This window comes from Paenarthrobacter sp. Y-19, assembly GCF_029223985.1.
Classification (GTDB): Bacteria; Actinomycetota; Actinomycetes; order Actinomycetales; family Micrococcaceae; genus Arthrobacter; species Arthrobacter nicotinovorans.
This window is the reverse complement of the sequence record NZ_CP119414.1, coordinates 1,285,904-1,297,936: the sequence shown is the minus strand read 5'-3', so window position 1 is coordinate 1,297,936 and position 12,033 is coordinate 1,285,904. Positions and strand designations below refer to the sequence as shown.

12 protein-coding genes are annotated in these 12,033 nt (G+C 63.2%); 2 read left to right on the top strand and 10 right to left on the bottom strand.

Translation table 11 applies throughout. The annotated features are described in order from the left end of the window. Window positions 1-29 precede the first annotated feature (29 nt). Both PYR64_RS05985 and hflX read right to left on the bottom strand, forming a co-directional pair. Window positions 30-2,090: an ATP-dependent DNA helicase gene (locus tag PYR64_RS05985; protein WP_275778877.1), complete on the bottom strand. Its 2,061-nt coding sequence runs from the start codon at window positions 2,088-2,090 to the stop codon at window positions 30-32. Further along, window positions 2,083-3,645 carry a GTPase HflX gene (hflX, locus tag PYR64_RS05980; RefSeq protein ID WP_018779081.1) on the bottom strand — a complete coding sequence of 521 codons (1,563 nt, stop codon included), beginning with the start codon at window positions 3,643-3,645 and terminating at the stop codon, window positions 2,083-2,085. Before hflX ends, PYR64_RS05985 begins: the two co-directional genes overlap by 8 nt. 526 nt (window positions 3,646-4,171) lie before the next feature. Between hflX and PYR64_RS05975 the strand changes: the two genes are divergently transcribed. Then, window positions 4,172-4,786 (top strand): methyltransferase, encoded by a 615-nt coding sequence (locus PYR64_RS05975; protein WP_039240617.1) that lies wholly within the window; start codon window positions 4,172-4,174, stop codon window positions 4,784-4,786. Here PYR64_RS05975 and dapF read toward each other — a convergent pair. From dapF to PYR64_RS05945, 6 genes are all read right to left on the bottom strand, one after another. After that, window positions 4,767-5,735 (bottom strand): diaminopimelate epimerase, encoded by a 969-nt coding sequence (gene dapF / locus PYR64_RS05970; RefSeq protein ID WP_018779079.1) that lies wholly within the window; start codon window positions 5,733-5,735, stop codon window positions 4,767-4,769. The genes PYR64_RS05975 and dapF overlap by 20 nt on opposite strands. Before the next feature lie 48 nt (window positions 5,736-5,783). Then, a complete protein-coding gene (miaA, locus tag PYR64_RS05965) occupies window positions 5,784-6,701 on the bottom strand; it encodes a tRNA (adenosine(37)-N6)-dimethylallyltransferase MiaA (protein WP_039240614.1) in 918 nt (305 codons plus the stop codon). Between the two features lie 14 nt (window positions 6,702-6,715). Then, on the bottom strand, window positions 6,716-8,245 hold the full coding sequence (gene miaB / locus PYR64_RS05960; protein ID WP_039240613.1) for a tRNA (N6-isopentenyl adenosine(37)-C2)-methylthiotransferase MiaB: 1,530 nt from the start codon (window positions 8,243-8,245) through the stop codon (window positions 6,716-6,718). Then, window positions 8,245-8,787: a regulatory protein RecX gene (locus PYR64_RS05955; RefSeq protein WP_039240611.1), complete on the bottom strand. Its 543-nt coding sequence runs from the start codon at window positions 8,785-8,787 to the stop codon at window positions 8,245-8,247. Before PYR64_RS05955 ends, miaB begins: the two co-directional genes overlap by 1 nt. After that, the gene (recA, locus tag PYR64_RS05950) at window positions 8,777-9,817 is read right to left on the bottom strand and encodes a recombinase RecA (protein ID WP_018779075.1); all 1,041 of its coding nucleotides are present in this window, start codon (window positions 9,815-9,817) and stop codon (window positions 8,777-8,779) included. Before recA ends, PYR64_RS05955 begins: the two co-directional genes overlap by 11 nt. Before the next feature lie 257 nt (window positions 9,818-10,074). Next, entirely contained in the window at window positions 10,075-10,272 is a 198-nt protein-coding gene (locus PYR64_RS05945; RefSeq protein WP_018779074.1) for a DUF3046 domain-containing protein, read from the bottom strand. Between the two features lie 68 nt (window positions 10,273-10,340). Between PYR64_RS05945 and PYR64_RS05940 the strand changes: the two genes are divergently transcribed. Beyond that, complete coding sequence (locus PYR64_RS05940; protein WP_051088528.1) at window positions 10,341-10,889, top strand: MarR family transcriptional regulator; 549 nt, start codon at window positions 10,341-10,343, stop codon at window positions 10,887-10,889. Window positions 10,890-10,964: 75 nt separating this feature from the next. On the opposite strand, the gene PYR64_RS05935 is transcribed toward PYR64_RS05940, so the two are convergent. Beyond that, window positions 10,965-11,399: a helix-turn-helix transcriptional regulator gene (locus PYR64_RS05935; RefSeq protein WP_018779072.1), complete on the bottom strand. Its 435-nt coding sequence runs from the start codon at window positions 11,397-11,399 to the stop codon at window positions 10,965-10,967. A 137-nt stretch (window positions 11,400-11,536) separates the two neighbouring features. Continuing rightward, a complete protein-coding gene (locus PYR64_RS05930; protein WP_229778622.1) occupies window positions 11,537-12,031 on the bottom strand; it encodes a nicotinamide-nucleotide amidohydrolase family protein in 495 nt (164 codons plus the stop codon). Between the last annotated feature and the right edge of the window lie 2 nt (window positions 12,032-12,033).

Sequence of the window (12,033 nt, the reverse complement as noted above, 5' to 3'; positions counted from 1 at the left end):
CCCGTAAGGGGCCCGGAGCTGACTGTCTTCTACGCCTTCTTGGCGGATCCCAAGCGCTCCAGGACACCACGAACCACGGTGCGGTCAGTGGTCGCCCAGAACGGCGGCAGGGCGGCCCGCAGGAACCCGCCGTAACGTTCTGTCGAGAGGCGTGAATCAAGGACTGCCACGACGCCCTTGTCACCGGTGGACCGGATCAGGCGCCCTGCACCCTGCGCGAGCCGGATGGCTGCGTGGGTGGCGGAAACAGCCATGAACCCGTTCCCCCCGGACTGTGCCACGGCACGGGAACGGGCGGTCATCAGGGGATCGTCAGGACGCGGGAAGGGAATCCGGTCAATAACCACCAGGCGGCACGAGCCGCCGGGTACGTCCACCCCTTGCCACAGCGACATGGTTCCGAAGAGGCAAGTATCCGGCTCGTCGGCAAATTGCTTCACCAACGCAGCCATGGTGGATTCGCCTTGACAGAGGATATCCACGTCCAGGCGCAGCCGCATGGCGTCCGCAGCTTCCTCGGCGGCCCGCCGTGAGGAGAAGAGACACAGTGCTCCCCCGCCGGATGCCCGGATGAGGTCTTCCAATTCGTCCAAGGCCTCCGGTGACGTGCCCCGACCGGGTTTCGGAAGGTGCTTCGCTACGTACAGCACCCCCTGTTTGGGGTAATCAAAAGGAGATCCGACGTCGATTCCTGTCCAGCTGGGCGCGCCGTCGCCAATCAGGCCGAGGCCTCCGGCCGCGGGTTCAAAAGCCGAGCCGATGGCCAGCGTGGCCGAGGTCAGCACCACCGTGTGTCCGGCGAACAATCCCTCGCGCAACCTGCCTGCCACGCTCAGCGGCGCGATGTTGATGAGCGCAGGCGCGGTCTCGTCAGGTTGGGAGTATCCCTGCTGGGGATCAAAAGTGCTGTTACGGGAGAACCACACTACTTCGCGGTTCTCCTTGGCAGCGAGCATCCGTTCGCACAGCTCAAGGATGAGCATCAGCCGCGAACGTGCCAGCTGCCGTCCGCCGTCCGCGGCACTGGAGGAATCAGTCTTCGAATCGGACAGGGCCGCCCGTGTGGCGTCGCGCAGCTGGTCCAGGCAATCGAGTTGTTCGTCGTTGAGTCCGCTGGGAAGGAGCCCGTTGGGTACTCCCGCAATAGCCATGTCAAGCCTATCCGCGGCCGCATTCAGGGCGTCAACGGTGATGGCTGTGTGCTTGCGGGCGCTTGATGCCGCGGCGTGCACCATGGCTACAGAGAGTTGCCCTGACACTGCCCCTGTGACCCGGTCTTGAAGCTCGTGGGCCTCGTCCACCACCACGACGTCGTACTCGGGCAGCACCGCGAGGCCTTCGAACGCGCTGACGGCCAACATGGCGTGGTTGGTGACCACGACGTCGGCTTCGGCTGCCCGGGCGCGTGCCAGCTCGCTGAAGCACTCCTCGGCAACCGGACATTTCTGGGCCCCAAGGCACTCCATGGACGTCACGGAGACCTGCCGCCAGGCACGGTCCGTGACCCCCGGCATGAGCTCGTCCCGGTCGCCGGTGGTCGTCGTTTCGGCCCACTCCCGGAGCCGGACAACCTCCTTGCCCAGCTGGGACGACGGGCCGCCGACCGACGCCGCGAAGTGCGGCACGCTCGTGTCCTCACCGAGGGAGAAAAGTTGTCCTTCGGAGGGCTCCTCACTCGGGAAGCCGCCCTCGAGCTTTTGCAGGCAGACGTAGTTTGCCCTGCCCTTCACGAGCGCGACATTGACCGGACGGTCCAGGGCAGGATTGATGGTCGCCAGCAAACGCGGAAGATCCCTGCCTACGATCTGGGTCTGCAAAGCCAAGGTGGCGGTGGACACGAGCGTCGGTTTATCGCTGTCCATGGAATGGGCGATCAACGGAATCAGGTACGCCAATGACTTACCCGTACCGGTTCCCGCCTGGACCAGCAGATGTTCCCCGGTCTCAATGGCCCGGGTGACGTGCTTGGCCATTTCGTGCTGGCCGGCACGGCTTTGGCCGCCCATTCCGGCGACAGCCCGGTCCAACAATTCCAGGGTGGTCTTCTCTCCCACCGACTCGACGGCGTCCGCCGCCACCTTCTCAACCATTACTGACGAATGACTCCAGCTCAGCTGCCAGACCTTCACGGACCATCGCCACCACGCGCGTCCCGCTTTCCTCGTGTTCCAGGCTGAGGATCTCGGAATCGGAATTGTGCAGCTTGTTGATCATGTCGCCGCGGTCGTACGGGATGAGCACTTCAAGCCGCACCCCCGGACGCGGTATGGACCGGCTGATGTCCTCCAGCAGTTCGGCGATTCCCTGTCCTGTGCGGGTGGAAACCACTGCGTGCCGGGGTTCCTTCTGCTTGAGACGCTCAACCACGAAAGGATCGGCCACATCAACCTTGTTCAGGACGATGATCTCGGGAACCTTGCGGGCGTCGACCTCGGTGAAGACAGTGCGCACTGCTGCGATCTGGCCTTCGGGGTCCGGGTGGGATGCATCCACGACATGGAGGATGAGGTCCGCATCGGCCACTTCCTCGAGCGTTGAGCGGAAGGCTTCAACGAGCTGGGTCGGCAGTGAGCGCACGAATCCCACGGTGTCGGCCAGTGTGTAGCCGATGCCGTCAGGAGTCTGCGCTTTGCGGACCGTGGGATCCAGAGTGGCGAACAGTGCGTTCTCCACAAGGACACCTGCGTCGGTGAGGCGGTTCAACAACGACGATTTACCGGCGTTGGTGTACCCGGCAATCGCGACGGACGGAACAGCATTACGACGGCGGTTGGCACGTTTGGTCTCACGGGCCGGCTTCATCGCGGCGATTTCCCGGCGCAGTTTGGCCATGCGTGTGCGGATTCGGCGGCGGTCCAGTTCGATCTTGGTTTCACCGGGACCGCGCGAGCCCATGCCTGCCCCGGCCCCGCCCACCTGGCCGCCGGCCTGCCGGGACATGGAGTCACCCCAACCACGCAGGCGTGGAAGCAGGTATTCCAGCTGCGCGAGCTCCACCTGGGCCTTGCCTTCGCGGCTCTTGGCGTGCTGGGCGAAGATATCCAGGATCAGCGTGGTCCGGTCAACGACCTTGACCTTCACGATGTCCTCAAGACCGCGTCGCTGTGACGGTGCCAGTTCAGTGTCCACCACGACAGTGTCCGCGCCTGTGGCAGCGACAATGTCCTTGAGTTCCTGTGCCTTGCCGGATCCAAGGAACGTTCCCGGGTCCGGCTTGGAGCGGCGTTGGACCAGGCCATCAAGTACTTCAGAACCTGCGGTCTCGGCAAGGGCCGCCAGTTCGCGCAGCGAGTTCTCGGCGTCGGCCAGGGTACCTTCTGTCCACAGACCAGCCAGCACAACGCGTTCGAGGCGCAGCTGCCGGTATTCGACCTCTGTGACGTCTTCGAGTTCAGTCGACAACCCCGCGGTGCGGCGCAAGGCGCGACGCTCGGCCAGGTCTTCCTGGTCGCCGTCGTAGATACTGTGCTCTTGGTCCAGGGTCGAGATGGCCTGCGCCTTGCCGAACACACCACTGGTGTCGTTGTCTTCGGATGCCTGTGCGGGGGCATCCTTGGAAAGAATCCGGTCGATGACGGCCTGGATTTGTTCAGGACTCATGTCCTGGGCGTCGGAATCGGATCCGGAGTGCTTCTGGGTGGTCATGGTCTCCTTAGACTGTTCGGCAATTCCAGAATAGTGCTGTTTGTCGCTCGATGGGGCGCTCTTCGCGCTGGGCTGACGGGCTTGGGCCAAAGTGGCCTCCTGTGTGCTGAACGCCACTGGCCTGTCGGGGACGTGGCGTCGGTGATCTGACGGGTGGATCCGCAGGGAGGTCCTGGCCTGCTTGAAGTCGTTATGCTGCCCACCAGGGTTCGCACGATGGCCCGGTTCCGGGAATACCGTCATGTGAAGGCATGGGTGGGGCTTTGATCTTCTGAGCGTCCGGCGCCACAAGGAAGTGGCGCCGACATGTGCCGTGGGACCTGCCGGGCGGAAAGGCCATGGGCCGGGCATGGTGCCAAGCCGGACCTGCGTCGCGGGCGGTGCCGGGGAACGCCTGGAAAGCAGGCGTGGTTCGGCCGATTACTCAAAGATCAAGAACATGACCTCAACACTATCAGCCGTGTCAAACGAACCTGGGACCATGGCGGTTTCCCAAGGCGCCAATAGCCAACTAATCTGGCAAATTATGGAGTCTGCACACTATTTCACCGCCCAGCCGGCTGGGCCGTTCACCCGTAAGCCACTCACAGTTGAACTCGCTGGAGCTACGCGCCACCTGCAGACGTCATCCGGCATCTTCAGCCCCGACGGCGTGGACAAGGGAACGGCAATACTCCTGTCAGAGGTTCCACCGCCCGCTCCCCAAGGCAATCTGCTGGACATCGGCTGCGGCTGGGGTCCAATAGCCCTCACCCTTGCTTTGATGGCCCCGCACGCCCGCGTGTACGCCGTCGACGTCAACGAACGCTGCGTGACCCTGACCACCGAGAACGCAGCGGCCCTGGGCCTGGAGAACGTGACCGCCAGCCTCCCGCATGAGGTGGATCCCGCCGTCGAGTTCGACACCATCTGGTCCAATCCGCCCATCCGGATCGGCAAGGATGAACTCCACTCGTTGTTGCTGACCTGGTTGCCGCGGCTGGCGCCGGGAGGAAACGCATGGCTGGTGGTTCAGAAGAACCTGGGTTCAGATTCCTTGCAGCGGTGGCTGGCTTCTGAACTGGACGCGTCCTTCAGCGTTTCCCGCGAAAGCACGTCGAAGTCCTTCAGGATCATTCGGGTCAGGAAAGCGTCCCGCTAGCCACTATGACGGCGGGGCCGCTGAGTTCAACGTGCTCACGGCCACCGGCGCCGGGGAAGAACTTCACACCGACGACGCCGCCGGGAACCTTGACGTGCCAGTCGTTGGGCGCCGTGCTGCCGGCCCAGTGACGGATTGCAACCGCTGCTGCGCAGGCTCCCGTACCGCAGGACTGGGTCTCCCCCACTCCCCGCTCGTGCACGCGCATGGTGATGGTTCCCACGCCGTCTTCGACCAACGGTTCGGCCGGAACAACGAATTCAACGTTGGTGCCGTTGACCGGCTTGGGATCAACAACCGGAGCCTTGAACAGCTGGGTTGCTGAAAGCTCGCTGAGTTCGGCCAAGGCAACGACTGTGTGCGGGTTGCCCATACTGACCGAAAGGCCGGGGCGTGCCACTTCCAGGCCGTCCGCGCTGACCAGGGCATCCATGGCCTTGCTGGTTGCCTCGTCCGGGAAAATGAACTCCCAAGGGCCCATGTCCACCGCGTAGCCGTTCACGGTACGGACTACTTTCTTGACTCCGCCACGCGTGCCGATGGTGAGGGTTTCGCCGGGACCAAGGTCCACCAATCCCTGCTCATTGAGGAAGTGAACGAAGACGCGCACGCCGTTGCCGCACATTTCGGACAGCGAACCGTCGCCGTTGCGGTAGTCCATGAACCACTCCGCAGCAGGGTCCACTTCCAGGAGTGCCCGCCCTTCCGGGAGGAACCGCGAGGGAACTGCACGGATAAGTCCGTCGCCACCGATGCCCGTGTGGCGATCGCACAAGTGTGCCACCTGTTCAGGAGTGATCTCGTGGGCGTCGCCGGGATCGGCGATCAGGACGAAATCGTTGCCTGTCCCGTGCCCTTTTGAGAACGCCAATCCGGCAAGGCTCGATGTGGGTTCGGCAGCCCCGGCAGCCGAGGGCTGGCGGGTGGGAACTGAGGCGGTTTCATCCATGGAACCAAGGCTACCTTCCACGTGTGTTCGGCCAGAAATCACCCAAGGTTACCCCTGGGCGAGGATTGCCGACACGGCCCGGGATGTCAGCCCGGGGTCCTTCCAGTCCAACCATGAGATCCGTGGGTCTGCCCGGAACCAGGTGAGCTGGCGGCGCGCGAACTGCCTTGTGGCGACGATGGTCTCCTCGGCCGCGGCCGGCACGTCCATGTCACCGTCCAGGACTTTGAGGAACTGGGCGTACCCCAGAGCCCTTGATGCTGTTTTGCCCTGGCGCAATCCCAAGGTGTCGAGTCGCGCGACCTCGTTCTCCAGGCCGGTCTCGACCATGCGGTGCACTCGGCGGGCAAGCCGCTCCCTGAGTTCTTCGCGGTCAACGGAAAGGCCGATCTGAACAGCGGGTTGATAGTACTCCCTCTGGGGCATGAAGGAACTGAAGGCTCGACCTGTCAGTCCGTGGACCTCCAAAGCACGAATTACCCTTCGGGCGTCGCCAAGACGGGCTGCCGAGACCGGGTCCACTTCCTCCAGGCGGGCCCTGAGCGGAGCCAGTCCTTTGGCTTCGTATTCGTCCTCGAGGCTTCGGCGCAGAGCGGGATCCGTTCCCGGAAACTCCAGGATGTCCAGGGCCGCGCGCACGTACAGTCCAGATCCGCCCACCAGAATGGCGTGCTTCCCCCTGGAGTGGATGTCCTCGATGACTGCGCGGCATTCGCTTTGGAAGTCCGCCACGCTTGCCTCTTGCGTGACATCCATGATGTCCAGGAGATGATGCGGAACGCCTTTCCGCTCTTCCATGCTGATCTTGGCTGTGCCGATGTCCATGCCCCGGTAGAACTGCAGCGCGTCAGCATTGATGACTTCTCCACCGAGCGCCAGGGCGATGTTGACGCCCAGATCCGACTTGCCCGAACCTGTGGGCCCGACCACGGCGATGACAGGCCGGGCCTGCTGGGAATCCGACATGGAATGGACGACGGCTACGCGCGGCGGATCGGCAATGCGGGCATGCCCAAGGACACCCCGGTCTTGCCGCCGGATGTGCCTGGTGCGGGAACACCGCAGGAGTCGGCCTGCGAACGGTCCCAGGCATCTCCGGCCCTGGAACGCCGCAGGACGTAGTCATTGGTTGTCGAGGGGTCGGCTACCAAGTGGAAAGCGGCTGCTTCCGTAATGGTCACCGTCACGAAGTCCCCGGGACGGGGGGTTTCCGCACCGTCAGGGACGGAAAAGTGCACAAGCCGCTGGTCCTTGGACCGCCCGGAAAGCCGATGGGTCGCCTCGGCCTTCCTGCCTGCCTGGGCTGTCACCAAGACCTCTACCTGCCGGCCAAGCTGCGCGGCGTTTTCCTCGGCGGCGATACGGTCCTGCAGGGCAGTGAGCCGTTCGAAGCGCTCCTGGACCACCGCTTTAGGCAGCTGATCAGGCAAGTCCGCTGCCGGTGTTCCCGGACGCTTGGAGTACTGGAACGTGAAGGCCGAGGAGAACCGCGACTTCTCCACGACATCCAAGGTCGCTTGGAAATCCTCTTCGGTTTCACCCGGGAATCCAACAATGATGTCAGTGGTGATGGCAGCGTGCGGAATCCGCTCACGCACTTTGTCCAGGATGCCCAGGAAGCGGCTGGAGCGGTAGGAACGACGCATGTCCTTGAGGACTTTGTCCGATCCCGACTGCAGTGGCATATGAAGCTGCGGCATCACATTGGGGGTTTCAGCCATGGCATCGATGACGTCATCGGTGAAGGCCGCGGGGTGGGGGCTGGTAAACCGCACGCGTTCGAGACCCTCGATGTCACCGCAGGCACGGAGGAGTTTGGAAAAGGCCAGGCGATCGCCGAATTCCACCCCGTACGAGTTCACGTTCTGGCCCAGCAACGTCACTTCGACAACGCCGTCATCGACGAGGGCCTGGATTTCCGCGAGGATCTCGCCTGGACGGCGGTCCTTTTCCTTGCCGCGCAGCGAGGGAACAATGCAGAACGTGCAGGTGTTGTTGCAACCGACTGAAATGGAAACCCACCCCGAGTACACAGACTCACGCTTGGTAGGAAGCGTGGACGGAAAGACGTCCAGGGATTCGAGGATTTCGAGTTGGGCCTCGTTGTTGTGCCGGGCCCGTTTGAGGAGGGCCGGCAGGGCGCCCACATTGTGGGTGCCGAAGACAGCATCCACCCACGGCGCTTTCCGGACAATGGTCTCGCGGTCCTTCTGCGCCAGGCACCCGCCAACGGCAATCTGCATGCCGGGATGGGATTCCTTGACCTGCCGCAATTGCCCAAGGTTTCCGTAGAGCTTGTTGTCCGCATTCTCCCGCACAGCGCACGTGTTGAAGACAACGACATCGGCAACGTCGCCCTCTGCAGGAACGTAGCCGGCGTCCTCTAGCAGGCCCGCCATGCGCTCGGAATCATGGACGTTCATCTGGCAACCGAAAGTACGGACCTGATACGTCCGGGGCTCAGTCGAAGCAGCGGTGGCAGGTGTCGGGGAGGGAATGGTCAAACTCACTACTCAAGGGTACCGGCTTCTGCCAGCACCTCGCCGACGATCCTGAAGGCCAACGATGGAGCGTAGCCCTTGCGCGCCAACATGGAGGCCAACCTACGCGTGTACTTGTCCCGCTCGGCACGGTCCGAGAGGTTCATGCCCGGCCGAAGCTTACGCTGCACCAGATCCCTCGCGGCTGACTCTTCATCCTGGTCACTGAGTTGCGACAGTGCTTCCTCGGCGGCCTCGAGGACGATGCCCTTATCAGCCAGTTCGCGACGAAGTGCACCTTTGGCCAGTTTCTTGCTTTGCGAACGGCTCCGCACCCACATCCGGGCGAATTCAGCGTCATCAATCAGCTGAACTTCCTCGAAGCGGTCCAGTACCGCCTCGGCAACGTCCTTGGGAACATTGCGTTCCGCCAGTTTGCGGGACAACTGCAGGCGGCTCCGTGGCGCCATCGTCAACTGTCGCAGGACGATGGCACGCGCCACGGACTCAGGCTCGGGCTCGGAGTCTGCAGCCAGGGCAGACTCCGGGTCCGGCCCGGTGCTAGCCGTCAACGGCCTTCAGCTTTGGGGAGTCTTCCTCCGGCTTGACGCCAACGCCAAGCTTTTCCTTGATCAGGCGCTCCAGTTCCTGCGCCAACTCGGGGTTGTCCCGCAGGAACCGCCGCGAGTTTTCCATGCCCTGGCCGAGCTGGTCGCCGTCGTAGGTAAACCACGAACCGGACTTCTTGATGATGCCGTGCTCAACGCCCATGTCGATGATGCCACCCTCGCGGGAGATGCCCTGACCATAGATGATGTCGAACTCGGCGATCTTGAACGGCGGAGCCATCTTGTTCTTGACGATCTTGGCCTTGGTGCGGTTACCTACGGAATCCGCGCCCTCCTTCAGCGTCTGGATGCGACGAACGTCGATGCGGACCGAAGCGTAGAACTTAAGCGCCTTGCCACCGGTGGTGGTTTCCGGCGAGCCAAAGAAGACGCCGATCTTCTCACGCAGCTGGTTGATGAAGATGGCAGTGGTCTTGGTCTGGCTCAAACGACCAGTGATCTTACGCAGCGCCTGGCTCATAAGGCGCGCCTGGAGGCCAACGTGGGAGTCACCCATTTCGCCTTCGATTTCGGCACGGGGTACCAACGCGGCGACGGAGTCGATGACGATGATGTCCAGCGAACCGGAGCCCACCAGCATGTCCATGATTTCCAGGGCCTGCTCACCCGTATCCGGCTGGGAAACGAGGAGGGCGTCAGTGTCCACACCCAGCTTCGCAGCGTAGTCCGGGTCCAGCGCGTGCTCGGCGTCAATGAACGCGGCGATACCGCCGGCGCGCTGTGCGTTGGCTACGGCGTGCAGCGCCACCGTGGTCTTACCCGACGATTCAGGACCGTAGATTTCCACGACGCGGCCGCGGGGCAGGCCGCCGATGCCGAGGGCCACGTCCAGCGCAATGGAACCGGTGGGAATGACTTCGATGGGCGCACGGGTGTCATCACCCAAACGCATGATGGAGCCTTTGCCGAACTGCTTGTCGATCTGGGCAAGCGCTGCTTCGAGCGCCTTTTCACGATCCGGGGTTGCCGCCATGGTTCACACCTCTGATGCTTTCTCGCTGTGGAGTGGCCCGATAGGCCGCTTTCCTGTCATCCCAGACGCTATTACGGCGGCCTGACATTTTTAGGTGCCGACTCCGGCTATGTGGATAACCTGCTTGCCGAATGCTGTTGGAATGCGTCCTACGGGATCAATTTTCCTCTCACAGGAGCATATCCCCATCCGAACAGATATTCGAACAATGGTGCGGCGTGTCTCCCGGTGCCGAGGCGTTCCTGCCAGCTGCAGACTCAGTTCGAGGCGGGTTTGATGTCCCTGCCCAGCCGGCGCTCGGGGGGTACGTCCTGGACCTCGCACACGGCCAGCCAGACCTCACGGGGATGGTATCCGGCCGCCAGGGCCTCCACGGCCGTCCGTCCGCCCACACCGGCGAGTACCAGCGAGTTGGCCAGGACACGGGAATAGCCGGCCCCGAATTCATCGTCCATCAATCGCCAAAAGTCACTTGCCCTCACGGATAGAGTCTCTCATGGCAGTGGACTCTAGAATGGTTGCCATGAGCAATCCTCTCCAGAGCGCGCCAGGTCCAGCCGTGCCAGGCGACGACGTCGACGACGCCCTCCAGCAGGTGGAACACCAGCTGAGCCTGCTCTGGCGCCGCGCCCGTTCGATCTCCCACCAACTGTCCCGCCAGGTCCATCCGGACATGGAACCGGCCGCCTACGGTTTGCTCACCGTCATCCGCAGGGAAGGCCCCATCCGCCTCACCGAGCTGGCCACATGCATCGGCGTAGGCAAGCCATCGGTAAGCCGCCAGATCGCCTTCCTTGAGAGCATCGGCCTCGTCTACAAGGAAGCGGATCCGCAGGACGGGCGGGCACAATCCATCCGCCTGACCGAAAAGGGCGAAGAGAAGATGCACCTCGTCCAGGATGCCCGGCGCCAGGTCTTCAGGGAACGCCTCGGTGAGTGGCCCTTGGAAGATGTCCAGACCCTGGCCGACTACATGGGGCGCCTGAATGCCATCTACGGTGACGGCGCGCTCAGGGATCTGGGAACCAAGGAAGCAGGAGCCGATTCCGCGGACAACCCCCCGGGCGCGTGACGCGACGCCGCAGCGCTAAAGAAAGAAGGTCCCCAGCCTCAGGCTGGGGACCTTCTTCGTTACTTATGGAACCGTTTAGCGGGCTCCGGAGAGCATTCCCTGGGGGAAGTCGTCCGAGAGGCCCAGATCGCGGCCATAACGCTGTGAGAATTCCTGCGGGACGGTGTCCGGGACAGCAACACCTTCTGCGACGGCCACGCGGTCGCTGACTTCGCGAAGCATGTGGGACAAAGGAACGTCCAAGGCTGTGCAGATAGAGGACAGGAGCTCGGAAGAAGCCTCCTTCTGGCCCCGTTCCACTTCGCTCAAGTAGCCAAGTGAGACGCGGGCGCTGTGCGAAACCTCGCGAAGGGTACGGCCCTGACGCTGGCGGACATCGCGCAGTACATCACCGATCTCGTGGCGTAGTACAACCATTTTGCGCTCCTTCTGTTCGCTCTGTGCCTGATCAGCCAAGCCCACATCCTTCCAGCGGACAACGCCGTTTACGGATACGGGCTGCTTTACCATCTGTATCGCCATGCTCCCTCGTTGATCCGGTTCGCTGGCTGGCGGACCGGGTATGTTTTTACATCCTAGGCGCCCCGGCTCTTCCGAAGCGACACAATGACACAACTATTGGCAATGAGTTTTTGTTCCCGACTACTTTACGAACGGTAACCAAGGTCACCCAGCGCGGCAAGCAGGCGCGCCAGGGCGGCGTCGCAGGCCTGTTCGCGGATGGACTGACGGTCGCCGTCGAAGCTGTACTCGAACGACGCCACGCCCAGCGCAGACGCCACGCCAATGAACACGGTGCCGACATCTTTGCCGTCGTGCGGCTCCGGTCCGGCGACGCCGGTCGTCGAAATCCCGACGTCGGCAGCGCAAGCCCGGCGTGCGCCGTCGGCCATTGCCTCGGCGACACCGCCGTCAACGGAGCCGACCGATGCAAGAAGCTCCTCCGGCACGCCCAGGATGCCGGCCTTGACCGAGTTTTGGTAAGCGACCACACCGCCTTGCAGCATGGCCGAAGCGCCCGGAGTGTTGGCGAGCGTTGCGGCCACGAGACCTGCAGTCAAGGACTCAGCCGTAGCCACCGTGAGGCCACTGCGGACGGCGGCGCCCACCACCGTCTCCGCGGTTTCTGCCGCACCGCTCACGG